This is a genomic window from Ottowia pentelensis (assembly GCF_964341695.1).
This window is the reverse complement of sequence record NZ_OZ224513.1, coordinates 337,297-361,335: the sequence shown is the minus strand read 5'-3', so window position 1 is coordinate 361,335 and position 24,039 is coordinate 337,297. Positions and strand designations below refer to the sequence as shown.

The window sequence follows — 24,039 nt, the reverse complement described above, 5'->3', positions numbered from 1 at the left end:
GTTTACGCAGCCTCCCCGGACAGGTTCAGCTCTTGACCTTCCTTGAGCAGGACGTAGGCCTTGCGCACGTGGTCACGACGGCCCACGGTGCGGCCAAAGCGCTTGGTCTTGCCCTTGACGTTGGTGACCGACACGGTCTTGACCTGCACCTTGAACAGCAGCTCCACGGCGGCCTTGATCTCGGGCTTGGTCGCATCGCGCAGCACCTTGAAGGTGACGGCGTTGGATTTTTCGGCCACCAGGGTGGCCTTCTCGGAGACGATGGGCGCCACCAGCACCTGCATCAGGCGGCCTTCGTCGAATTGGCGCTCGGCCGGAGTCGGGTTGATGCGGCTCATGCGAACATCTCCTTGAGCTTGTCGATGGCGCCCTTGGTGACCAGCACCTTCTTGTAGTGCACCAGCGAGACCGGATCGGCGTAACGCGGCTCGATGACCAGCACGTGGCCGAGGTTGCGCGAGGCCAGGTACAGGTTCTCGTCGACCTCGTCGGCAATCACCAGCACCGAGTCGAGCCCCATGGACTTGAAGCGGGCGGCCAGCTGCTTGGTCTTGGGCGAATCGACCTTCATCGACTCGACCACGGCCAGGCGGCCGTCGCGCGCCAGCTGCGACAGGATGGAGGCCATGCCGGCGCGGTACATCTTCTTGTTCAGCTTCTGGCTGAAGTTCTCCAGCGGGCTGTTGGGGAAGATGCGACCGCCCCCGCGCCACAGCGGCGAGGAGGTCATGCCGGCGCGCGCGTTGCCGGTGCCCTTCTGGCGGAACGGCTTCTTGGTCGAGTGCTTGACCGTCGCGCGGTCTTTTTGCGCCCGCGTGCCCTGGCGGGCGTTGGCCTGGAAGGCCACCACCAGCTGGTGCACCAGCGCTTCGTTGTAGTCACGGCCGAACAGCGTCTCGGGAGCGTCCACCTTGGACGCGGCCTGACCCTGCTCGTTCAGGAGTTCGAGCTGCATTAGTTGGCCTCCTGCTTGGCGGGCGCGGCCTTGACGGCCGGGCGCACGGTGACGAAGCCGCCGCGCGAACCGGGCACGGCGCCCTTGATCAGCAGCAGCTGGCGCGCTTCGTCGACGCGCACGATGTCCAGGTTCTGGGTGGTGACGGTCTCGTCGCCCATGTGGCCGGTCATCTTCTTGCCCGGGAACACGCGGCCCGGGTCCTGCGCCATCGAGATCGAGCCCGGCACGTTGTGCGAACGGCTGTTGCCGTGCGACGCGCGTTGCGAACTGAAGTTGTGGCGCTTGATGGTGCCGGCGTAGCCCTTGCCGATGGAAGTGCCCTGCACGTCCACTTTCTGGCCGGCGGCAAACACGTCGGCGACGGGCACTTGCGCACCGGCGGCGTACTTGCCCGCCACGTCGTCAGCGACACGGAATTCCTGGGTGATTTCACCGGCTTGCACGCCCGCCTTGGCGAGGTGACCGGCCTCGGGCTTGGTCACGCGCGAGGCCTTGCGCGAACCGAACGTGACCTGCAGGGCCACGTAGCCGTCGTTTTGCTGGGTCTTGACCTGGGTAACGCGGTTGTCCGACACATCGACCACCGTGACCGGCACCGAATCGCCGTCATCGGTGAACAGACGCATCATGCCCACCTTGCGCCCCAGCAACCCCAATCGATTGCTTTGACTCATTTATTGACTCCTTGGCTTTCACCGCGCGAAGCTTCAATTGGCCCGCGCGTTTGGTGTGTGAAAGAGGGTTGATTGAACTTGCCCCCATGAAGGGCAAGCCGCAGATCATAGCGCGAATGCCAAAACTTGGCAAGGCGCCGGTCTGCGGACTGGCGCGGTGGGGCCGATGCAGCCCCGCCGCAACACGCTTACTGCAGCTTGATCTCGACGTCCACGCCGGCGGGCAGGTCGAGCTTCATCAGCGCGTCGACGGTCTTGTCGGTCGGATCGACGATGTCCATCAGGCGCTGGTGCGTGCGGATTTCGAGCTGGTCGCGGCTGGACTTGTTGACGTGCGGCGAGCGCAGGATGTCGAAGCGCTTCATGCGCGTGGGCAGGGGCACGGGGCCCTTGACCACGGCGCCGGTGCGCTTGGCGGTGTCCACGATCTCGGCCGCCGACTGGTCGATCAGCTTGTAGTCGAACGCCTTCAGGCGGATGCGGATTTTTTGCTGTGCCATGAATCCGCTCCTTACTCGATGATCTTGGCCACCACGCCGGCGCCCACGGTGCGGCCACCTTCGCGGATGGCAAAGCGCAGGCCTTCTTCCATGGCGATGGGGGCGATCAGCTTGACGGTGATCGACACGTTGTCGCCGGGCATCACCATTTCCTTGTCCTTGGGCAGCTCGATGGAGCCGGTGACGTCGGTGGTGCGGAAGTAGAACTGCGGGCGGTAGTTGTTGAAGAAGGGCGTGTGACGGCCGCCTTCGTCCTTGGACAGGACGTAGACCTCGCCGGTGAAGTGCGTGTGCGGCTTGATGGAGCCGGGCTTACAGAGGACTTGGCCGCGCTCGACGTCTTCGCGCTTGGTGCCGCGCAGCAGGATGCCGACGTTGTCGCCGGCCTGACCCTGATCGAGCAGCTTGCGGAACATCTCGACGCCGGTGACGGTGGTCTTTTGGGTGGCCTTGATGCCGACGATTTCGATTTCTTCGCCGACCTTGATGATGCCGCGCTCGACGCGGCCGGTCACCACGGTGCCGCGCCCGGAGATGGAGAACACGTCTTCGACGGGCATCAGGAAGGCGCCGTCGATGGCGCGCTCAGGCGTGGGGATGTAGGTGTCCAGGGCGTCGGCCAGGTTCATGATGGCCACTTCGCCCAGCTCGCCGGTGTCGCCTTCGAGGGCCAGCTTGGCGCTGCCCTTGATGATGGGGGTGTCGTCGCCGGGGAATTCGTACTTGGACAGCAGCTCGCGCACTTCCATCTCGACGAGCTCCAGCAGCTCGGCGTCGTCGACCATGTCGCACTTGTTGAGGAAGACGATGATGTAGGGCACGCCGACCTGGCGGGCCAGCAGGATGTGCTCGCGGGTCTGGGGCATGGGGCCGTCGGCGGCCGAGCACACCAGGATGGCGCCGTCCATCTGAGCGGCGCCGGTGATCATGTTCTTGACGTAGTCGGCGTGGCCGGGGCAGTCGACGTGGGCGTAGTGGCGGGCCGCGGTCTCGTACTCGACGTGCGAGGTGTTGATGGTGATGCCGCGCGCCTTTTCTTCGGGGGCGTTGTCGATCTGGTCGTAGGCCTTGGCCTGGCCGCCAAACTTCTTGGCCAGCACGGTGGCGATGGCCGCCGTCAGGGTGGTCTTGCCGTGATCGACGTGACCAATGGTGCCCACGTTCACGTGCGGCTTGCTGCGCTCGAATTTCTCTTTTGCCATTTCAAAATCTCCAAAGAGCCATGCCTGTGTTCGGGTTTAACGTCTGCACCCGGTTGCTCGATCGTCCCGCACAGGGCGACAGGACGGCACCGGATCGCAGATTGCAAAAACTATCAATTTGATAGCTGCCGGCGCTTGATGGACAAGCGTCGGAGGCTGATTTCATCAATATTTATTGAGGTGCCTGAGCAAGCCGTGTACGCTGGCTTGGTCCGACACCCTTCTGGTCAGAGGTGCCCGAGCAAACCATGCTTCGCTGGTTTGGTCCGGCACACTGGTCATTATTTTGCCCTTGCCGCGATGATGGCCTCGGCCACGTTCTTCGGCGCCTCGGCGTAGTGCTTGAACTCCATCGTGTAGGTGGCGCGACCCTGCGTCATGGAACGCAGCGTGGTGGCGTAGCCGAACATCTCGGACAGCGGCACCTCGGCCTTGATGGCCTTGCCGCCACCGACCATGTCGTCCATGCCCTGCACCATGCCGCGGCGGCTGGACAAGTCGCCCATCACCGTGCCGGCGTAGTCCTCGGGCGTTTCCACCTCGACGGCCATCATGGGCTCCAGGATCACGGGGCTGGCCTTGCGGGCCGCTTCCTTGAAGCCGAAGATGGCGGCCATCTTGAAGGCCTGTTCGGACGAGTCCACGTCGTGGTAGGAGCCGAAGGTCAGCGTGACCTTGACGTCCACCACCGGGTAGCCGGCCAGCACGCCGCTGGTCAGCGCCTCGACCACACCCTTCTCGACCGCCGGGATGTACTCGCGCGGCACCACGCCGCCCTTGATGGCGTCGACGAACTCGAAACCCTTGCCCGGCTCCTGCGGCTCCAGCGTGAAGACGACGTGGCCGTACTGGCCCTTGCCGCCCGACTGGCGCACGAACTTGCCTTCGACGTCGGTCACGGTCTTGCGCACGGTTTCGCGGTAGGCCACCTGGGGCTTGCCCACGTTGGCCTCGACGTTGAACTCGCGCTTCATGCGGTCGACGATGATTTCCAGGTGCAGCTCGCCCATGCCGGCGATGATGGTCTGGCCCGATTCCTCGTCGGTGCGCACGCGGAACGACGGGTCTTCGGCGGCCAGGCGCGACAGGGCCAGGCCCATCTTTTCCTGGTCGGCCTTGGACTTGGGTTCCACCGCCTGCGCGATCACGGGCTCGGGGAACACCATCTTTTCCAGCATGATGGGCGAATCGACGTCGCACAGGGTTTCACCCGTGGTGACGTCCTTCAGGCCCACGCAGGCGGCGATGTCGCCGGCACGGATTTCTTCGATCTCGATGCGCTCGTTGGCGTGCATCTGCACGATGCGGCCGATGCGCTCCTTCTTGCCCTTGACGGCGTTGAACACGGTGTCGCCCTTGGACAGCACGCCCGAGTACACGCGCACGAAGGTCAGTTGGCCGACGAAGGGGTCGGTCATCAGCTTGAAGGCCAGCGCCGAGAACTTCTCGGCGTCGTCGGCCTTGCGCGACAGGTGCTTGTCGTGGTCGTCCGGGTCGGTGCCGGCCACGTCGGGGATGTCCACCGGCGAGGGCAGGTAGTCGATCACGGCGTCCAGCATGCGCTGCACGCCCTTGTTCTTGAACGCCGTGCCGCACAGCATGGGCTGGATTTCGGTGGCGATGGTGCGCGTGCGCAGGCCGAGCTTGAGGTCGTCCTCGGAGAGGTCGCCCTCCTCCAGGTACTTGTTCATCAGCTCTTCGCTGGCTTCGGCCGCGGCCTCCACCATGTTCTCGCGCCACTTCTTGGCATCGGCAACCAGCTCGGCCGGGATGTCCTGATACTCGAACTTCATGCCCTGCGTGGCTTCGTCCCAGATGATGGCCTTCATCTTGACCAGGTCGACCACGCCCTTGAAGTTGTCCTCGGCGCCGATCGGGATCACCACCGGCACGGGGTTGGCCTTCAGGCGCAGCTTCATCTGGTCATAGACCTTGAAGAAATTGGCGCCGGTGCGGTCCATCTTGTTGACGAAAGCCAGGCGCGGCACCTTGTACTTGTTGGCCTGGCGCCAGACGGTCTCGGACTGGGGTTGCACGCCGCCCACGGCGCAGTACACCATGCAGGCGCCGTCCAGCACGCGCATGGAACGCTCCACCTCGATGGTGAAGTCCACGTGCCCCGGGGTGTCGATGATGTTGAAGCGGTGCTCGGGGTAGGACATGTCCATGCCCTTCCAGAAGCAGGTCACGGCCGCCGAGGTGATGGTGATGCCGCGCTCTTGCTCCTGCTCCATCCAGTCGGTGGTGGCGGCGCCGTCGTGCACCTCGCCCAGCTTGTGGGTGACGCCGGTGTAAAACAGGATGCGCTCGGTCGTCGTGGTCTTGCCCGCGTCGATGTGGGCCGAGATACCGATGTTGCGGTAGCGCTCGATGGGGGTTTTGCGTGCCATGATGTGCTTTCTTTAACGGCCAATGGCCCGCCCACCGCAACCGGCAGGTCGGGCCGCAAGCCTTCAATGCAGGATGCTGCGCCTTTAGAAACGGAAGTGGCTGAAGGCCTTGTTGGCCTCGGCCATGCGGTGCACCTCGTCGCGGCGCTTCATCGCGCCGCCGCGGCCTTCGGTGGCCTCGAGCAACTCGTTGGCCAGACGCATCGCCATCGACTTCTCGCCGCGCTTGCGAGCGGCTTCCTTGATCCAGCGCATCGACAGCGCCAGACGGCGCACCGGACGAACCTCGACCGGCACCTGATAGTTCGCGCCGCCGACGCGACGGCTCTTGACCTCGACCATCGGCTTGACGTTGTTGATGGCGATGGAGAACAGCTCCAGCGGATCCTTGCCGCTCTTCTTCTCCATCTGCTCGAGCGCGCCGTAGATGATGCGCTCGGCGACCGCCTTCTTGCCACCTTCCATGATGACGTTCATGAACTTGGACAGTTCGACATTGCCGTACTTGGGATCCGGCAGGATTTCACGCTTGGGGACTTCGCGACGACGTGGCATTTCAATTCACCTCTCAATGTGCTTCAGTTGGCGTCGGGTGGTGAGCCTTCACCGGCTCCGACTGCCGCGCAGATTCAATGGAAACCTGCACTTACTCGACCCGCCAATCGGGCCACTTCGCTCGACGCGGGCTGCCATCGCCCCGCCAAGCACCAAAAAAAAAACGAACGATCAGGCCTTCTTGGGCCGCTTGGCACCGTACTTGGAGCGCGACTGCTTGCGATCCTTGACGCCTTGCAGGTCGAGCGAGCCGCGCACGATGTGGTAGCGCACGCCCGGCAGGTCCTTGACCCGGCCGCCGCGCACCAGCACGACGCTGTGCTCCTGCAGGTTGTGGCCTTCGCCGCCGATGTACGAAATGACCTCGAAACCGTTGGTCAGACGCACCTTGGCGACCTTGCGCAGCGCCGAGTTCGGCTTTTTCGGCGTGGTGGTGTACACGCGCGTGCACACACCGCGACGCTGCGGCGAGTTTTGCATCGCCGGGCTCTTGGACTTGGTCGTCTCGACCGTCCGCCCGTGACGCACCAGTTGACTGATGGTTGGCATGAATATCCCTAAAACGTGAAAACACGTGGCCCTGCCACGTGGGTGATCGCGCCGCTTGCTGCCCTTGGTTGCCCCAAAAGCGGCCGGGCCGCGCGCTGATTTCCCGCAAGGCCCCGTGCCCGGCGCCATGCAAAGCGCCATGCCAAAGGCCTCCCAAAGCGGGAAAAGCCTTAAATTATATGACGCACGCGCCCGGCCGACAAGCGCGGGATAATTGCCGGGTGAATTTCCCCAAGCATCGCATCGTGGTCGGCCTGTCGGGCGGCGTGGATTCGGCCGTCAGCGCCCACCTGCTGCAGCGGGCCGGGCACGAGGTGGTCGGCATCTTCATGAAGAACTGGGAGGACGACGACAACAGCGAATACTGTTCATCCAACCAGGATTTCATCGATGCCGCCGCCGTGGCCGACGTGCTGGGCATCGAGATCGAGCACGTCAACTTCGCCGCCGAGTACAAGGACCGCGTGTTTGCCGAGTTCCTGCGCGAATACCAGGCCGGGCGCACGCCCAATCCCGACGTGCTGTGCAACGCCGAGATCAAGTTCAAGGCCTTTCTGGACCACGCCATGCGCCTGGGCGCCGACCAGATCGCCACTGGACACTACGCCCGCGTGCGCCTGAACGGCGCCACCGGGCGGCACGAACTGCTCAAGGGACTGGACCCATCCAAGGACCAGAGCTCTTTTTGCATCGCCTGAACCAGGCGCAGCTGGCGCGCACGCTGTTTCCGGTGGGCAAACTGCACAAGAGCGAGGTGCGACGCATCGCCGCCGAGATCGGGCTGCCCAACGCCAAGAAGAAGGATTCCACCGGCATCTGCTTCATCGGCGAGCGGCCGTTTCGCGAGTTCCTGGGCCGCTACCTGAAATCCCAGCCCGGCCCGATCAAGGACGAGCGCGGGCGCACGCTCGGCCGGCACGTCGGCCTATCCTTCTACACCCTGGGCCAGCGCCAGGGCCTGGGCATCGGCGGCATCAAGGACAAGGGGGCCGCGCGCGGCGGCGGCGCGCACGAGCCCTGGTTCGTGGCGCGCAAGGACCTCGCCGCCAACACCCTGGTGGTGGTGCAGGGGCATGACCACCCCTGGCTGCTGTCGCAGCGGCTCAGCTTCGACGACTGCGCCTGGGTGGCCGGCACGCCGCCCGCCGCCGGCGCGCACGCCGCCAAGACACGCTATCGCCAGCAGGACGCCGCCTGCCGCCTGTCGCCCGGCGCGGCGCCGGGGACCTTCGAGTTGAGCTTCGAGCAGCCCCAGTGGGCCGTCACGCCGGGCCAGAGCGCCGTGCTGTACGACGGCGAGGTCTGCCTGGGCGGCGGCGTGATCGCCACGGCGTCCGCCCTGCCGCAGCCGCCGGCGACGGCGGCGCTTCAGGCCTGAGCCTCAATCGCGGCGCGACAGGCCTTCGGCCGCCGCCCGGCTGAGCACCTGGGCCACGATGCGGTCGCAGCGCGCGCCGTCGAAGGCAAAGGCGTCACCCAGCGCGACGTCGATCTGGCTGGCCAGCCCCTCGCGCAGCAGGCCGCGGGCGCGAAAAAAGCGCGTGCGCACGGTGGCTTCGGGGATGCCCAGCGCCTGCGCGACCTCCTCCACGCTCAGCTCCTCCACCGCGCGCAGCATGAAGACGGTGCGAAACGCATCGGGCAAGTGGTCGATGCGCGACTCCAGCAGTTGGCGCAGCTCGGCGCGCATGGCGGCCGGCTCGGGCTGGCGCTCGGGCTCGTCGGTCAGCGCGGCCTGGATGGCGGGTTCGGGCGAGATCATGGCGGCGTCCAGTGGAATAACGGGGGCGTGTTTGCGGCGCAGGCGTCCGAAGGCCTCGTTGGCGACGATGCGCACCAGCCAGGTGGACAGCTTGGCGTCGGCGCGAAAGCTGCCGAGCGCGCGCCAGGCACGCAAATAGGCCTCCTGCACCACATCCTCGGCCTCGGCGTCGTTCTTGACCATGCTGCGCGCGGTGCGAAACAGCAGCTGGTTGTGACGGCGCATGATGGCCTCGAAGGCCAGCTCATCACCCTGCGCGCCCCGGGCCGCCAGTTCGGCATCGGGGGTTTGGGTGGTGACGGGCGCGGCGGCTTGGCGCAGGGCATTCGGCATGGGTCTCTCCTGTGCGGCATTGGATGCGGGCAGCGCACGCGGCGTTCCGGATTGTGGCCTCAGCCGCGCCCGCCCAGCAGGCTCAGGAACTCGCGCCGCAAGCTGGCGTCCTGCAAAAAGGCGCCGCGCATCACCGAGTTGCGCATCAGCGCCCCATCGTCCCTGACCCCGCGCCAGTGCATGCAGAAGTGGCTGGCCTGCATCACCACCGCCAGGCCATCGGGGCGCATGCGCCGCTCCAGCTCGTCGGCCAGCATCACCACCGCCTCTTCCTGGATTTGCGGGCGGCCCAGCACCCATTCGGCCAGGCGCGCGTATTTGGACAGGCCGATCAGGTCGGACTGGGCGTTGGGCAGCACCCCGATCCACACCTGGCCGAGGATGGGACACAGGTGGTGCGAGCAGGCGCTGCGCACCTTGAGCGGACCGACGATCATCAGCTCGTTCAGCTGCGACACGTTGGGAAAGGCCGTGACCGCCGGCGCCGCCTCGTAGCGGCCGCCAAAAACCTCGCGCACGAACATCTTGGCCACGCGCCGGGCGGTGCCCTGCGTGTTGTGGTCGTTGTCGGTGTCGATCACCAGCGCCTGCAGCACCTCCTGCAGCCGGGCCTGCACCTCGTCCTGCAGCTCGGCCAACTCACCGTCGTGCACGAAGTCGGCGATGTTGTCGTTGGCGTGGTAGCGCCGGCCGGCGGCGATCAGGCGGTAGCGGATGCGGTCGGACGCCGGCATGCGCGCGGTGACGTCTTCGGTGGCGAGGATGGGCGGCGAAAGCTGGGTGAGCATGATGCGTTCCTGGGGACGGCGCGCGCAGGGGCCGCGCCTTCATCCCGCCCATTGGATGGAGGGCCTGCGCGCGGCGTTCCGGCGCGTGCGTGCGCACCGGATTATTCAAGCAAAATCGGGCTGCATCGCCCGCCGATCAAGCGCGAGCAGCTATCGAATCAGGAGAATATTCAGGGCGTGCGATCGCCCCGGCTGGCCGTGATCGACTTGACGGGCGCGGCCTCGGGCGCCAGCAGCGTGCCGTCGCGCCAGCTCTTCCAGCTGGACAGCGCCAGCCACAGCACCACCACGCTGGCCAGCGCCAGCGCCACCACGGCCAGCATCTGCGCGGCGGGGTTCATGAAGGCCAGCCGCAGTGTGAGCCCCGCGAACGCCGCCAGCGGAAAGCCCAGCGCCCAAAAGCCGATGCCGAAGGGCTGCGCCAGGATGCGGCGCATCAGCGGCGCGCACCACAGCAGCATCAAGAGGGCCACGCCCCAGGCCATCCAGGCCAGCGCGGGCGCGACACCCAGCTGCAACGCGCCGCTGCCGACCAGCGCCGGCGGCGTGACGGCGATGAAGCTGGCCGGCAGCAGCCGATCGGGCCACAGGCCCTGCGTGGCGATGCGCGCCAGCAGCAGCGCCAGCACCACCGGCCACAGCAGCACGCCCATGCCGAACTGCGCCGCCGCCCAGCCGCCCGCGCCCAGCGGCACGCCCGCCAGCGGCGCCAGCACGTTGCCGACGACCGGGATGAACAGCACCGGCGTCAGCGCCGCCCAGCTCAGCCCCTGCTCGCGGTCGGCGCGCAGCCAGCGCCCCAGCGCCCACAGCGTGACCGCCAGCTGCAGCAGCGAGCCCACCCACCACAGCGCCGCCAGCGCCGCCGACGTGCCGAACAACGACACCCCTGCCGTGGCCAGCAGCAGCAGCGACACCGGCACCGCGCCCAGAAAGGCGTGGCGCGCCGGATGCGCCAGCTCGGCCGCCACCGCCTCGCCCTGCACCTGCCAGCGAATCCAGGACAGCACCGCCAGCACCACGAAGGCCAGCGCCGCCACGCCCGCCAGCACCAGCGCCACGCCGGTGGCCGTATCGCCCAGCATCGGCATGGCCTGCAGCCAGGCCAGCGCCAGCCCGGCCACGCTCATCACGATGGCGAACCAGTTGAAGGACAGGTGCTGGAGGTTTTCGGGCTGGCTGGGCATGGCGCGGGATGATACGGCCCACACCCATATCCTTCTTGCATATCCTTCTTGCGGCTCGTGAGAATCGGGCGCTCGGGTTACTTCTTGATCAAGGGGCAGCGCGACTGGGATAGAGGCTGAAAAGCCTGGTCCCCGGGGATCACGGTCTTGATCTGGTACACATCCCAAGGCGCCTTGGATTCGGCCGGCGTCTTGACCTGCACCAGCAACATGTCGTGCACCAGCCGGCCGTCATCGCGGATATGGCCCTTTCGCACCACGGCGTCGTTGACCTCGATCGCCTTCATCTTGGCCATCACCGGCTGCGCCTCATCGGTCCCCGCTGCCTGAATGGCCTTCAGGTAGTGAAGCACCGCCGAATACACCGCTGCCTGCATCATGCTGGGCATCTTGTTCATGCGCTCGTAATAGCGGCGCGAGAAGGCACGTGTCTGTTCGTCCTGATCCCAGTAGAAGCCCGTGGTGATGAACATGCCTTGGGCGTTCTGCAAGCCCATGCCATGGATCTCGGTGATCAACGCCAACAGCGGCGTGAACACCTGCTTGTTGGCGCCGACGCCCAAGCCGAACTCACGCGCCTGCTTGACCGTGTTGAGGGTATCGGCCCCCGAATTGGCCAATCCGATGACCTGCGCCTTGGACGCTTGCGCCTGCAACAGGTAGGACGACATGTCGCTGGTGCCCACCGGGTGCCTCACGCTGCCCAGAACCTGGCCGCCCTGGGCCTGCACGATGGCGCGCGCGTCTTTCTCCAGCGCGTGCCCGAATGCGTAGTCGGCGGTGATGAAGAACCAGCTTTTCAGCCCCTGGGCCGAGAGCGCCCGCGCGGTGCCGGTGGCCAGCGCATAGGTGTCATACATCCAGTGCACCGTGCTCTTGTTGCAGTTTTCGTTGGTGATGGCCGCCGAACCCGCGCCCGTGACCAGCGCCAGCTTGCCCTTGTCGTCGGCGATCTTCTGCACCGCCAGCGCCACGTTGGAGAAGGTCAGGTCGGTGATCATGTCGACCTGCTTGGTGTCGAACCATTCGCGCGCCAGGCTGGCGCCGATGTCGGTCTTGCCCTGATGGTCGGCCGCGATCAACTCGATCGGCTTGCCCAGCACCTTCTTGTCCTTGGCGAAGTCCTCGATCGCCAACTCGGCCGCCGCCACCGACCCCTTGCCCGAGTTGTCGGCCGACACGCCCGACATGTCGGTCAGAACGCCAATCTTGACCACGCCGTCGCTGATCCCGGCTGCCTGAGCCCACCCGGCAGCCAGCAGCGCCAGAACGCCCAAGCTCTGCCGTGCACGGCGTGCCACTTTCGATCCATTCCCGCTCATGTCAGCCCCTCGCAAGTGTGAAACTTGACACCGTAGTGGCTGCCTTGGCACGCGTCAATCCGGGCTTGCCGGGAGTCCTGGCCCCTCACCCGGTGGGCGCCGGTTCGCCAGCGCGAACGGGCGTCAGAACGGAATGTCGTCGTCCATGCCGCCGAAGCCGCTGTCGGGCTTGGCGGGCTCGGCCGCGCGCGGGGCGGGGGCCGGGCGGGCGGCGGGCGGGCGGGCGGCGGGGCGCGATGGGGCGTCGTAGCCGCCGCCGTAGCCGCCCTCGTCACCGGCCGGTGCGCCGGCGCCCTGGCGGCTGCCCAGCATCTGCATCTGGTCGACGCGTACCTCGGTGCTGTAGCGGTCCTGCCCGTCCTGGCCCTGCCACTTGCGGGTGCGAATGCTGCCCTCGACGTAGATCTGGCTGCCCTTGCGCAGGTATTGCCCGGCGATTTCGGCCAGCTTGCCGTTGAACACCAGGCGGTGCCATTCGGTGTGCTCGCGCGGTTCGCCCGACTGCTTGTCGCGCCACTTGTCGGTGGTGGCCAGGGTCACGTTGGCCACCTGGTCGCCGCTGGGAAACGAGCGCATCTCGGGGTCGCGCCCCAGATTGCCGACGAGGATGACTTTGTTGACTGAGGCCATGGTGATGAAAATTTCTCTGCGGATAATGCCGGCCCGCCGACCGGCGACTGCCGCATTGTGCCGCAGAGCCTGCCAGGAAAACCCGTCAGCGTCGCTGCGCCGTACGCCGCAGCAGTTGCCGGGCACCCAAAGAGGCAGCAAAAAGGGACAGCAGCCCCAGCGCCCATTCGCCCATCGTCGGCACGGGCGCCGGTGTGGCGACCAGTGTCAGCACCACCGAACCGGCGCCACCCACCTGGGCCGCGGGCACCGGCGCGCCAAACACGCCTCCCGCGCCGCCGGCGCCACCGCCTGCCGTGGCCGACAGGCTCTGCACCGCGCCGAGGTAGCACGAACCACCGGCTCCTCCGCCGCCCGCTGCAGCCGTGCCGTCATGTCCCGCTGTGCCGGCCGTTCCTGCGGTGACGCCGCCGCCGCCACCGCCGCCGCCGCCGCCATCCGTAGCACCCGGGTTGCTCCCTGTGGCGCCTGTCGTGCCCGTTGCGCAGTTGGGCGCCGAGGCGGCTCCCGCAGCGCCAGCGCCGTTGCCGCCGATCTCTGAATAGCTGCCACCTCCACCACCGCCACCGCCACCGGCTTGCACCACGATGCCAGCGACGGACACGCTGCTGCTGCCGCCGCCCCCGCCGCCCGAACCGCTGCCGCCAGACGTGCCTGACCGACTACCCGGGCCACCCGCACCTTGGCCGCTGCCACCCGCGCCGCCGGCGGGCGGATTGCCGTCGCTGTCCGATGTGCCGCCCGCGCCTGGCCCGCCAACCACCACGCTCACCGTGCTGCCCGGCGTCACCGCGATGGTCCCGTTCAACAGGGCACCTACACCACCGGTGCCGCCGTTGCCTCCAGAGCCGCCGGATATGTCATACCCGCCACCGCCGCCGCCGCCGCCCGCCACCGCCACCCTGATGGCGCTGACGTCTGCGGGAACCGTGTAGCTGTAGGTGCCGGGCGTGGTGTAAGGCGGCGGCTGCGTCAGCGCGAATGCCGCACCGGAGCCCATGGCCGCCAGGCAGGCGACCCCTGCCACGACGGGCGTTGAGGCACGAGTCCTAAGTCCGATCATATTTTTCTCTCCCTGTATGAATGCGCAAAAGCGAGGCATCCTGCCGTGAAGGCGGGAGAATTGTCAAGAGACAGTCTTGTCCAACGAGGTATGAGCCTGAACGAGTTGCCGAGATTCCAACGAGATATGAGCCTGAATGGGCGATCTGGGTCGATCATTTTTCAGATGGTGATCGACATGGACGAATCCCGGCTGGGCAGCATTGCCCAATTGCAGGCGTTTCTCGAAGGCACGCTGGAGGTCAGCTTCAGCGCCTTCGCCGATGATCAAGAGCGCTATGCGCACATTGCCAGCGTGGTGCGCCGCTTGGGCTATACGCGTCTGTCCAGGCCCGACAAGGGCATCGTGCTGCGCTATCTGGCGCGCACCAGCGGCTACTCGCGCGCGCAACTGACGCGGCTGCTGGCGCGCGTGCTGGAAGGCCAGCCTCTGGCCAAGCGCTACCGCGTGCCAGCGCATGCCTTTGCCCGGCGCTACAGCCCCGCCGATGTGGCGCTGCTGGTGAGCGTTGATCGCGCCCATGGCTGCTTGTCGGGGCCGGCGACGGTGCACCTGCTGCGCCGCGCCTGGCATGTGCACGGTGATGCGCGCTTTGAACGCCTGGCGCAACTGTCGCCCTCGCACCTGTACAACCTGCGCAAGAGCGGCCCATACAAAGCCGCCCGGGTGTCCTTGACCAAAACCCGGCCCGTGCTCAATGCCATTGGCCAGCGACGCGCGCCCGACCCCGGCGGGCGAGTGGGCTTCATTCGCATCGACAGCGTCCATCAGGGCGATCTCGATCGCATCAAGGGGGTGTACTACGTCAATGCCGTCGATATCCTCACTCAGTGGGAGGTGGTGGCTTGCTGCGAGCGCATCAGCGAGGCGTTCTTGCTGCCGGTGTTGGAGCAGCTCATGGCTCAGTTTCCGTTTCCGATCCGCGGCTTTCATTCGGACAACGGCGGCGAGTTCGTCAATCGACAGGTGGCCGCCTTGCTGGGCAAGCTGCAGGCCGAGCAGACCAAGTCGCGCCCGCGCAAGAGCAATGACAACGCGTTGGCCGAGAGCAAGAACGCCGCCGTGGTGCGCAAGACGTTCGGCTACAGCCATATTCCGCAGCGCTTTGCCGGCCTGATCAACACGTTCTGCCAAGAGCATCTGAACACCTACGTCAACCTGCACCGCCCTTGCCTGTTTGCCAAGCAGGTGATGGATGCCAAGGGCAAAATTCGCAAGACCTACCCACCCGAGCTGGTGCAAACGCCGTTGGAGAAGCTCGCGAGCTTGCCGGACATTGACAAGCAGTTGCGCCGCGGCATCACTGTCCAGCTGCTGCAACAGCAGGCCGTGCAAGTGACTGACTTGCAGGCCGCTGAACAGCTCAATGCAGCGCGCATGGCGCTGTTTGCGACAATTGAAAAACGATCCAGACGCTTGGCCTGAACCCAACCTTCAATCCGGCTCGTTCAGGCTCATACCTGAATTGGAAAAGACTGAGACCGCGACTCGGCCGGAGTCGCGCCAATGCCACACCAGCGCCCAGAGAACTACGGCCCAGCGCTGCAGGAATCGCAGCGTGAGGGTCGAGCCGGGTTCAGCGCTTCGTCGCGGGCACGATCTGCGCCCAGCCCAGCACCAGCCACAGCGCCACCAGCACCGAGGTGCCGCCCAGCACCGCCCCATAGCCGCCGTGCTTGAGCAGCCAGCCGCCCAGCGCCCCGCCGGTGAACAGGCCCAGCGACTGCAGCGTGTTGTAGACCCCCAGCGCCGCGCCGCGCGCGTTGGCCGGGGCCAGGCGCGAGATCAGGCTGGGCTGGCTGGCCTCGATCAGGTTGAAGGCGACGAAGAAAAAGAACATCACCCAGCCCATGGTCCACAGCCCCGGCGCCTGCGGCGCCAGCCACAGCAGGGCCAGTTGCACCAGCAGCAGCAGCGCGATGCCGCCGCGCAGCACGGCGCGCAGGTAGCCGCGCCGCTCCAGCGTGAACAGCCCGCCCATCAGCACGAAGGAGGCCAGCACCGCCGGCAGGTACAGCTGCCAGTGGTGCGCCTTTGGCAGGCCGGCGCCCACCAGCAGCTCGGGCACCACCACCCACATCGACATCTGCACCGTGTGCAGCACGAACACGCCCAGGTCCAGCCGCCACAGGTGCGGGTGCAGCCACACGTCCTGCAGGCGCCCGCGTGGCTCGTCCTTGTGGCGCGCGGGCTCGTCGGGCGTGGCGCGCAGCACCACCACGATGCCGCCCACGGCCAGCAGCGCCGTCAGCCAAAACAGGCCCGACAGGTGGATGGCGCCAGCCAGCGGCGGCGCCACCACCAGCGACAGCGCGAACATGCCGGCGATGCTGATACCGACCGCCGCCATGGCCTTGGTGCGCACCTCGTCGCGCGTCAGGTCGGCCAGCAGCGCCGTCACCGCCGCCGACACCGCGCCCGCGCCCTGCAGCGCGCGCCCGGCCACCAGCATGTGCACGCTGCCGGCCAGCGCCGCCACCATGCTGCCCAGCGCGAACACCACCAGGCCGGCGACGATCACCTTCTTGCGGCCGATGCGGTCCGACGCCAGCCCCAGCGGCACCTGCATCACCGCCTGCGTCAGGCCGTAGATGCCCATGGCCAGGCCGATCAGCGCCGGGTCGTCGCCGCCCGGATAGCGCGCCGCCTCCAGCATGAACACCGGCAGCACCAGGAACAGCCCCAGCATGCGCAGCGCGAAAATGCCCGCCAGCGACTGGGTGGCGCGGCGCTCGTCGCCGGTCATGCGGTGGGCAGGGGATGTGGGAATGTTGGCAGAAACAGTGGCGGACATCGGCGGACGTCACGGCAAGGCGCCGTGCGGCGGCAAGGCAACAAGCTGGCTATTGTCGGGCATCGGGCTTGTCCCTGATCCAAACCGGGCATGGAAGGCCCGGCCTTGCCGGCGCCCCGCAGTCCCGCCGTGGCTTGGCGCCCGTCAGTGCTTGCTGAACGCCTTGGTCAGCGGCGCGTCGAACTGCACCGTGCCCACGGCGCCCTCGGCATCGCTCTGGCTCCAGCGCCCGGCCAGGCGCTGGGCGCTGTTCTCTTGCAGGCTCATGGTGTCGGGCGTGGCGGTGTCGGAGTGCTGGATGAGCTGGTCGTTGGCCACGAACCAGGTGTTCAGGCGCGGGCCGGCGTCGAAATCCACCGTGGCACCGCTGCCCAGCTTGCCGCTGACGCAGCCCAGCCCGTCGCAGCCGGCGATGGCCGATGCCAGGTCCTGCTCGGACAGCACCAGTTCGCGGATGGGCTGTCCCATGGCGTCGGGGCCGGTCACCAGATAGGCGTGGTGCAGCGTGACGGTGACGGGCCCGCGCTTGGCCTGGTAGCGCAGCTCGCCCGACGCATCGCCGGCCTGCGCCGCCCCGGCAAGGCCAAGAACCCCGACGGCGGCGACGGCCGCTTCAAGCACAAACGTGGACAAAAAACGCAAAGCAGTCCTGGACATGGCGTTCCCCAACGCCACCTCACGCGGGCGGCGCGCATGCGATGCTAGGTTCGATCGCCCGGCCGCGCCATCGGCCAGATGGCACAGGGCAAGCGCCGCCCCGCGAGCGGCTGAAATGGCGTGCAAACGGACGTTCACCGGCGCCGGCGCGCCCATTTCTTGATGTTTCCCAAGAAGCGGCGGGTTTGCCGGAACGGCCGGGCCGCCCCCTTCTCGAATCGTCCATGCAGCCGATGTACGGCTGCTGCCAACCGTTGGAGAAGGACATGGAAGCACTGAAATGGACCCTGGCCGCGACCGCCGTGGCCACCCTGCTGGCCGTGGGCGCACCCGTGCAGGCGCAAACCGCCGGGCACGACCACGGCAGCGCCGTCCCGCAGGAACTGACGCTGAACCAGGGCCGCAAGTGGAGCACCGACGCGCCGCTGCGCAAAGGCATGGACAACATCCGCGGTCTGGTGGCGCCGAAACTGAAGGCCGCCCACGCCGGCACGCTGCAGCCCGCGCAGTATCGCGACCTGGCAGGCAAGATCGAGCAGGAAGTCGCCTTCATCGTCCAGAACTGCAAGCTCGCGCCCGACGCCGACGCCCAGCTGCACCTGGTGATCGCCGACATCGGCGCCGGCCTGGACGCCATGAACGGCAAGAGCGCCGGCACCGAGCCCGCCGACGGACTGATGCACGTGGCGCAGGCCGTCAATCAATACCGAACCCATTTCGACCACCCCGGCTTCCGGGCCCTGCCGGTCGCTCACTGAGCGGCCCACATTCAGAAGGAGATCCTCATGACTTTCAACACGTTCCTGCGCACCCTGGCCTCGTCGATCACGGGCCTCGTCATCCGCCCCGCCTCGGCGCACTGCGATACGGCCGACGGTCCGGCGGTTGCGGATGGCCGCCGCGCGCTGAGCACGGGCCAGGTCAACATCGCCCTCAAATGGGTACAGCCCGAGGGCGAAGCCGAGTTGCGCGGCATCTTCGAGCGCGCCGCCAGGGTGCGCGCCGCCGGTGGCGAGGCCGCGGCGCTGGCCGAGCAGTGGTTCCTGGAGAACCTGGTGCGCATCCACCGCGCCGGCGAAGGCGCAGGCTACGACGGCATCAAGCCCGTGGGTACCGCCATCCCGCCCCAGGTGCGCGCCGCCGACGAGGCGCTGGCGCGCGGCAGCATCGAGCCGCTGCGCGGCCTGATCGACGCCGAGCGCTGGCCCGAGCTGGAAAAGCGCTTCGACCAGGCGATCGCGCTGAAGCACTTCAACGACGACGACCTGCCGGCCGCACGCAGCTACATGGACGCCTACGTGTCCTTCTTCAAATACGCCGAGGGCCACGACCATGAGCACGCCCACGGGCACCATGGGCACGGTGGCGGCGGCTGCGGGCACTGACATGGCCTGGCTCACCCGCGTGCAATCGCACTCGATGGCGCCCGCGCTGCGGGACGGCGCCCTGGCGCTGACCCTGCGGCTGGGGCGGCGCGCCACGCTGCGGCGCGGCGACATCGTGGTGGTCGATTCACACGAGCTGGGCCGGCGCGTGGTCAAGCGCATCATCGGCCTGCCTGGCGAAACGGTGGACTTGCGCGCGGGCCAGGTACACATCGACGGCCGGCCGCTGGCCGAGCCCTACGCCAGCCGCTCGGTGTTCACCGACAGCTTTCAGGTGCCTCCGGGTCACTATCTGCTGCTGGGTGACCACCGCGATGCCTCCAGCGACAGCCGCAGCTGGCGCCAGCCCTACATCGCGCGCGCCGCCATCGTCGGCAGAATCGTCGGGCGGGGTTGGCTGCCGCCGTGGCGTGCACCGCAGCGCGGCCCAGGTGCCGAACCGGATCGAACCCGCAGGCCAGGGCCGGTTGGCGCTACGCTCGGGCATGGCCCCGCGCGAAATCCCCGCTGAAACCCTGCTGGCGCGACTGCCGCTGTTCCAGGCGCTGGACAAGGCCACGCTGGCGCGACTGGCGGCGGCCACGACGCGGCACGCCTTCAAGCGCGGTGACCCTGTGTTTCGCCGCGGCGAGCGCTTGGGCGGCCTGTACGTCATCGTCTACGGCCAGGTGCGCCTGGTAGGCCACAAGCCCAAGGGCGGCACGCGGCTGACCGGCGTCGCCGGGCCCGGCCACAGCCTGGGCGAGCCGATGATGTTCCTGGAACGACCAGCGGTGGTGAGCGCCGAGGTCGCCAGCGACGCGCTGCTGCTGCAGGTGCCCAAGCAGGCGGTGTTCGACGAGTTGGAGCGCAACCCGCGCTTTGCGCGCCTCATGCTCGTGGGCCTGAGCCGACGCGTGGAAAGTCTGGTGCAAGAACTGGAGCTGCAGGCGCTCGGCAATGGCACCGAGCGCTTCGTGACCTGGCTGCTGCGCCACTGCGACGACCCCGCAGCACCCTTCGCCCTCACCCTGCCGGCCACCAAGGGCGCCATCGCCTCGCACCTGAACCTGACACCCGAGCATTTCTCGCGCATCCTGCAAGAGCTGCAGCAGGCCGGGCTGCTGCAGGTCAGCGGGCGCAAGATCACGGTGCCACACCCCGCGCGGCTGATGGGCAACTGGGCGCGACCGTGACGGCTGATGTGCACGCTTGCACCCAAAAACCGATAATGCTGGGTTGCCCTGCGCACAGGGCCGCCCGCCATGAACGATCTCGCCTTTCACGCCCCGCCCCGCCCCGACGACACCGACGGCCTGCCCCTGGCCGCCGCGCTGCGCCAGCAGCGCATCAGCATTCGCGGCGCGCGCACGCACAACCTGAAGAACATCGACCTGGACATCCCCAAGGACCAGCTGGTGGTCATCACCGGCCTGTCGGGCTCGGGCAAGTCCAGCCTGGCCTTCGACACGCTGTACGCCGAGGGCCAGCGCCGCTACGTGGAAAGCCTGTCGGCCTACGCGCGGCAGTTCTTGCAGCTGATGGACAAGCCCGACGTGGACCTGATCGAGGGCCTGTCGCCGGCGATCGCCATCGAGCAGAAGGCCACCAGCCACAACCCGCGCTCCACCGTGGGCACGGTGACCGAGATCCACGACTACCTGCGCCTGTTGTTTGCCCGCGCCGGCACGCCGTATTGCCCCGTGCACGATTTGCCGCTCACCATCCAGACGGTGAGCCAGATGGTGGACGCGGTGCTGGCGCTGCCGGCCGAGACGCGGCTGATGATCCTGGCGCCGGTGGCGCGCGAGAAGAAGGGCGAGTTCGGCGAGCTGCTGGCGCAGATGCAGGCGCAGGGCTACGTGCGCTTTCGCATCGACGGACAGATCGTCGAGGCCACCGAGCTGCCGGCGCTCAAGAAGAACGACAAGCACGACATTGATGTCGTGGTCGACCGCCTGAAGGTGCGCGAAGACATCAAGGCACGCCTGGCCGACAGCCTGGAAGCCGCGCTGCGCCTGGCGGGCGGGCGGGCCATCGCGCTGGAGATGGATGGTGAGAAGGAGTATCTGTTCAACAGCACCTTCGCCTGCCCGGTGTGCAACCACTCCATCGCCGCGCTGGAGCCGCGCCTGTTCTCGTTCAACGCCCCGGCCGGCGCCTGCCCCAGCTGCGACGGCCTGGGCACCACCGAGGTGTTCGACGTCGAGCGCGTGGTGGCCTTCCCCAGCCTCAGCCTGGCCAGCGGCGCCATCAAGGGCTGGGACCGGCGCAACGGCTATTACTTTGCCCTGATCGAGTCGCTGGCCGCTCACTACCAGTTCAGCGTCGACACGCCGTTCGAGGATCTGCCCGCCGCCGTGCGGCACGTCATCCTGCACGGCTCGGGCGAGGAGCAAATCAAGTTCAGCTACACCTTCGACAGTGGTGCCTCGGCCGGCAAGAAGGTGAGCAAGAAGCACCCCTTCGAAGGCATCCTGCCCAACATGGCGCGGCGCTATCGCGAGACCGATTCGGCCGTGGTGCGCGAGGAGCTGGCACGCTATCGCAGCCAGCAGCCCTGCCCCGACTGCGGCGGCACGCGCCTGAACGCCTCGGCGCGCCACGTGTTCATCGGCGAGGGCGCGCAGCGCCGCGCCATCTACCAGGTCAGTCACGTCACGCTGGGCGAGGCCAAGGCCTATTTCGACACACTGGAAATGACGGGCGCCAAGGCCGAGATCGCCGCCAAGGTGGTGCGCGAGATCGGCAACCGCCTGCAGTTTCTCAACGACGTCGGCCTGTCGTACCTGAGCCTGGAGCGCAGCGCCGAGACCCTGAGTGGCGGCGAGGCGCAGCGCATTCGCCTGGCCAGCCAGATCGGCAGCGGCCTGACGGGCGTGATGTACGTGCTGGACGAGCCCAGCATCGGCCTGCACCAGCGCGACAACGACCGCCTGATCGCCACGCTCAAGCACCTGCGCGACCTGGGCAACAGCGTGCTGGTCGTCGAGCACGACGAGGACATGATGCGCGAGGCCGACCACATCATCGACCTGGGCCCCGGCGCCGGCGTGCACGGCGGGCGCGTGATGGCGCAGGGCACGTTTGCGCAAGTGGCGGCGGCGCCCGACTCGGTGACCGGCCAGTTTTTGCGCGGCGAGCGAACCATTGCTGTACCCAAGAAACGTCGGAAGTTCAAAAATGATAGCTGCTCGCGCTTGTCAGACAAGAGCGATGGCCCTAAAACACTTGAAACTCTTGCCGCTCAGCCCACGCGCACCTCCACAGAGCGAGGGCGATCAATTACACCGGATTTGCCCCCTCTCCCCTTGGGAGAGGGTAGGGGTGAGGGCAAGCTGCGCATCGTCGGCGCCAGTGGCAACAACCTCCAGCACGTGACGGTGGACTTTCCCGTCGGCCTGCTCACCTGCGTGACCGGCGTGTCGGGCTCGGGCAAGAGCACTCTGGTCAACGACACGCTGTACGCTGCCGCCGCGCGCGAAATCCACCGCGCCCACGCCGAGCCCGCGCCCATGCAGGCCATCGAAGGTCTGGATCAGTTCGACAAGGTCATCGCCGTCGACCAAAGCCCCATCGGCCGCACGCCGCGCAGCAACCCGGCCACCTACACGGGCCTGTTCACCCCCATCCGCGAGCTGATGGCCGAGACCGCGACGGCGCGCGAGCGCGGCTACGGCCCCGGGCGCTTCAGCTTCAACGTGCCGCAGGGCTCGGGCGGCGGGCGCTGCGAGGCCTGCCAGGGCGACGGCGTGGTCAAGGTCGAGATGCATTTCTTGCCCGACGTGTACGTGCCCTGCGACGTGTGCCACGGCCGGCGCTACAACCGCGAAACGCTCGAAGTGCAGTGGAAGGGCCGCGACATCGCGCAAATCCTGGACATGACGGTGGAGCAGGCCAACGCCTTCTTTGCCGACCAGCCCGCCATCGCGCGCAAGCTGCAAACGCTATTGGACGTGGGCCTGAGTTACATCACCCTGGGCCAGAGCGCCACCACCCTCTCGGGCGGCGAGGCCCAGCGCGTGAAGCTGGCGCTGGAACTCAGCAAGCGCGACACCGGCCGCACGCTCTACATCCTGGACGAGCCCACCACCGGCCTGCACTTTGCCGACATCGAGCTGCTGCTGAAGGTGCTGCAGCAACTGGTCGAGGCCGGCAACACCATCGTCGTCATCGAGCACAACCTGGACGTCATCAAGACGGCGGACTGGATCATCGACATGGGCCCCGAAGGCGGTGCCGGCGGCGGCACCGTGGTGGCGCAGGGCACGCCGGAGGACGTGGCGGCGAATGCGGGGAGTTTTACCGGGCGGTATTTGAAGGCGCATCTGCGCTCAAACTCATCCTGAAGCCGCGCCACCATCGCATGGTGATTCTGACGATTTACGGCAATTTGCCGTAAAATCGATACAAAGGACCTCGTCATGTCAACCGCCGCCACCACCGCCCGCCTCGAAGCCCGCATCAGCACCGAGCTGCACGCGCAGCTCAAGCGCGCCGCCGAGTTGCAAGGGCGCACCATGACGGACTTTGTCGTCGCGGCCGTCCAGCAAGCCGCGCAGCAGGCCATTCAACAGTCCAGCGTCATTCAACTCTCGGTCCGCGATCAGGAGCTCTTTGCACAGGCCCTGCTGGAGCCAGCTCGCCCCGCATCGGCACTCAAGCGCGCGTTCAAGCGCCAGCGCGATCTCATGCGCGCTGAATGAATCGCCCGCCATTTCGAGTCGCGCCGCTGGACGCCGCCCGGCACGACCGCAGCGCGTTCGATTGCGAGTCGGAGCCGCTCAACCGCTATCTGCAGCAACAGGCCACGCAAGACGTGCGCCGTCGCTTTGCCTCGTGCTTTGTGGCGTTGACGGACGACGAGCGCATCGCCGGCTACTACACACTGGCATCCAGCAGTGTGTCGCTGATCGACCTGCCGGTCGACACCCGCAAGCGGCTGCCCCGCTACCCCACCGTTCCGACCGTGCGCATGGGCCGGCTCGCCATCGATCGTCGCTTCAAGGGCATGGGCCTTGGCGGCGGGCTACTGGCCGATGCATTGATGCGCGCAGCGCGATCGGAAATTGCGGCCCACGCGCTGATCGTTGACGCCAAGGACAAAGCCGCGCTCGCGTTCTATCGACACCACGGCTTCATCGCGTTGCCAGATGCGCCGTTGACCGTGTTCTTGCCATTGGAAACTGTTCGCGGTGTCTGAAATCGACGCCGGGACGTGCAAGGCAGTAGGGCTGCCGTGACGGCTGGTTGCGTGTCCGCTTTAGGCTGATTGCGGTCACCCATTCGCGACAACAGAGTCTTGTCGCGG

At 67.2% G+C, this 24,039-nt stretch carries 24 protein-coding genes and 1 pseudogene; 9 read left to right on the top strand and 16 right to left on the bottom strand.

Annotation, left to right across the window (positions count from 1 at the left end; translation table 11 throughout):
* Positions 1-2 precede the first annotated feature (2 nt).
* From rplW to rpsL, 8 genes are all read right to left on the bottom strand, one after another.
* Entirely contained in the window at positions 3-338 is a 336-nt protein-coding gene (gene rplW, locus ACWHMB_RS01705; RefSeq protein WP_377479320.1) for a 50S ribosomal protein L23, read from the bottom strand.
* The gene (rplD, locus tag ACWHMB_RS01700) at positions 335-955 is read right to left on the bottom strand and encodes a 50S ribosomal protein L4 (protein ID WP_377479317.1); all 621 of its coding nucleotides are present in this window, start codon (positions 953-955) and stop codon (positions 335-337) included. Before rplD ends, rplW begins: the two co-directional genes overlap by 4 nt.
* Positions 955-1,632, bottom strand: a complete 678-nt coding sequence (rplC, locus tag ACWHMB_RS01695; RefSeq protein ID WP_377479315.1) for a 50S ribosomal protein L3 — start codon at positions 1,630-1,632, stop codon at positions 955-957. The genes rplD and rplC overlap by 1 nt, the downstream gene beginning before the upstream one ends.
* A gap of 188 nt (positions 1,633-1,820) precedes the next feature.
* On the bottom strand, positions 1,821-2,132 hold the full coding sequence (gene rpsJ / locus ACWHMB_RS01690; RefSeq protein ID WP_377479312.1) for a 30S ribosomal protein S10: 312 nt from the start codon (positions 2,130-2,132) through the stop codon (positions 1,821-1,823).
* 11 nt (positions 2,133-2,143) lie between these two features.
* On the bottom strand, positions 2,144-3,334 hold the full coding sequence (gene tuf, locus ACWHMB_RS01685; protein ID WP_377516472.1) for an elongation factor Tu: 1,191 nt from the start codon (positions 3,332-3,334) through the stop codon (positions 2,144-2,146).
* A gap of 281 nt (positions 3,335-3,615) precedes the next feature.
* Positions 3,616-5,724 carry an elongation factor G gene (fusA, locus tag ACWHMB_RS01680; RefSeq protein ID WP_377482973.1) on the bottom strand — a complete coding sequence of 703 codons (2,109 nt, stop codon included), beginning with the start codon at positions 5,722-5,724 and terminating at the stop codon, positions 3,616-3,618.
* An 84-nt stretch (positions 5,725-5,808) separates the two neighbouring features.
* On the bottom strand, positions 5,809-6,279 hold the full coding sequence (gene rpsG / locus ACWHMB_RS01675) for a 30S ribosomal protein S7 (protein WP_377482976.1): 471 nt from the start codon (positions 6,277-6,279) through the stop codon (positions 5,809-5,811).
* Between the two features lie 171 nt (positions 6,280-6,450).
* Positions 6,451-6,828, bottom strand: a complete 378-nt coding sequence (rpsL, locus tag ACWHMB_RS01670; RefSeq protein WP_324423478.1) for a 30S ribosomal protein S12 — start codon at positions 6,826-6,828, stop codon at positions 6,451-6,453.
* 179 nt (positions 6,829-7,007) lie between these two features.
* On the opposite strand from rpsL, the pseudogene mnmA reads away from it, so the two are divergent.
* A pseudogene (gene mnmA, locus ACWHMB_RS01665) lies at positions 7,008-8,206 on the top strand (tRNA 2-thiouridine(34) synthase MnmA).
* 3 nt (positions 8,207-8,209) lie between these two features.
* Here the strand turns inward: mnmA and ACWHMB_RS01660 are convergent.
* The 6 genes from ACWHMB_RS01660 to ACWHMB_RS01635 all read right to left on the bottom strand — a co-directional run bounded on the left by ACWHMB_RS01660 (position 8,210) and on the right by ACWHMB_RS01635 (position 13,877).
* Positions 8,210-8,923, bottom strand: a complete 714-nt coding sequence (locus tag ACWHMB_RS01660) for an RNA polymerase sigma factor (RefSeq protein WP_377482981.1) — start codon at positions 8,921-8,923, stop codon at positions 8,210-8,212.
* A 59-nt stretch (positions 8,924-8,982) separates the two neighbouring features.
* A complete protein-coding gene (folE, locus tag ACWHMB_RS01655) occupies positions 8,983-9,711 on the bottom strand; it encodes a GTP cyclohydrolase I (protein ID WP_377482983.1) in 729 nt (242 codons plus the stop codon).
* Between the two features lie 170 nt (positions 9,712-9,881).
* Complete coding sequence (locus ACWHMB_RS01650) at positions 9,882-10,898, bottom strand: SLAC1 anion channel family protein (protein WP_377482985.1); 1,017 nt, start codon at positions 10,896-10,898, stop codon at positions 9,882-9,884.
* Between the two features lie 77 nt (positions 10,899-10,975).
* A complete protein-coding gene (locus ACWHMB_RS01645; RefSeq protein WP_377482987.1) occupies positions 10,976-12,220 on the bottom strand; it encodes an ABC transporter substrate-binding protein in 1,245 nt (414 codons plus the stop codon).
* 123 nt (positions 12,221-12,343) lie between these two features.
* Positions 12,344-12,850 (bottom strand): single-stranded DNA-binding protein, encoded by a 507-nt coding sequence (gene ssb / locus ACWHMB_RS01640; RefSeq protein ID WP_377482989.1) that lies wholly within the window; start codon positions 12,848-12,850, stop codon positions 12,344-12,346.
* 85 nt (positions 12,851-12,935) lie between these two features.
* Positions 12,936-13,877 carry an IPTL-CTERM sorting domain-containing protein gene (locus ACWHMB_RS01635; protein ID WP_377482991.1) on the bottom strand — a complete coding sequence of 314 codons (942 nt, stop codon included), beginning with the start codon at positions 13,875-13,877 and terminating at the stop codon, positions 12,936-12,938.
* Between the two features lie 162 nt (positions 13,878-14,039).
* Between ACWHMB_RS01635 and ACWHMB_RS01630 the strand changes: the two genes are divergently transcribed.
* Entirely contained in the window at positions 14,040-15,338 is a 1,299-nt protein-coding gene (locus ACWHMB_RS01630; RefSeq protein WP_377542571.1) for an integrase, read from the top strand.
* A gap of 151 nt (positions 15,339-15,489) precedes the next feature.
* On the opposite strand, the gene ACWHMB_RS01625 is transcribed toward ACWHMB_RS01630, so the two are convergent.
* Positions 15,490-16,659 carry an MFS transporter gene (locus ACWHMB_RS01625; RefSeq protein WP_377481227.1) on the bottom strand — a complete coding sequence of 390 codons (1,170 nt, stop codon included), beginning with the start codon at positions 16,657-16,659 and terminating at the stop codon, positions 15,490-15,492.
* 192 nt (positions 16,660-16,851) lie between these two features.
* Positions 16,852-17,364: a hypothetical protein gene (locus tag ACWHMB_RS01620; protein ID WP_377481224.1), complete on the bottom strand. Its 513-nt coding sequence runs from the start codon at positions 17,362-17,364 to the stop codon at positions 16,852-16,854.
* 266 nt (positions 17,365-17,630) lie between these two features.
* Here ACWHMB_RS01620 and ACWHMB_RS01615 point away from each other — a divergent pair, with 266 nt between their 5' ends.
* The 7 genes from ACWHMB_RS01615 (at position 17,631) to ACWHMB_RS01585 (ending at position 23,931) form a co-directional block, all read left to right on the top strand.
* Positions 17,631-18,122, top strand: a complete 492-nt coding sequence (locus tag ACWHMB_RS01615) for a hypothetical protein (RefSeq protein WP_377481221.1) — start codon at positions 17,631-17,633, stop codon at positions 18,120-18,122.
* A 27-nt stretch (positions 18,123-18,149) separates the two neighbouring features.
* Positions 18,150-18,749 carry a DUF6448 family protein gene (locus ACWHMB_RS01610; protein ID WP_377481218.1) on the top strand — a complete coding sequence of 200 codons (600 nt, stop codon included), beginning with the start codon at positions 18,150-18,152 and terminating at the stop codon, positions 18,747-18,749.
* Entirely contained in the window at positions 18,697-19,260 is a 564-nt protein-coding gene (lepB, locus tag ACWHMB_RS01605; protein ID WP_377481215.1) for a signal peptidase I, read from the top strand. The genes ACWHMB_RS01610 and lepB overlap by 53 nt, the downstream gene beginning before the upstream one ends.
* Entirely contained in the window at positions 19,235-19,924 is a 690-nt protein-coding gene (locus ACWHMB_RS01600; RefSeq protein WP_293222561.1) for a Crp/Fnr family transcriptional regulator, read from the top strand. The genes lepB and ACWHMB_RS01600 overlap by 26 nt, the downstream gene beginning before the upstream one ends.
* Before the next feature lie 69 nt (positions 19,925-19,993).
* Entirely contained in the window at positions 19,994-23,077 is a 3,084-nt protein-coding gene (uvrA, locus tag ACWHMB_RS01595; RefSeq protein ID WP_377481211.1) for an excinuclease ABC subunit UvrA, read from the top strand.
* Between the two features lie 75 nt (positions 23,078-23,152).
* Entirely contained in the window at positions 23,153-23,434 is a 282-nt protein-coding gene (locus tag ACWHMB_RS01590; protein WP_293222557.1) for a type II toxin-antitoxin system TacA family antitoxin, read from the top strand.
* A complete protein-coding gene (locus tag ACWHMB_RS01585; protein ID WP_293222555.1) occupies positions 23,431-23,931 on the top strand; it encodes a GNAT family N-acetyltransferase in 501 nt (166 codons plus the stop codon). Before ACWHMB_RS01590 ends, ACWHMB_RS01585 begins: the two co-directional genes overlap by 4 nt.
* Positions 23,932-24,039: the final 108 nt, after the last annotated feature.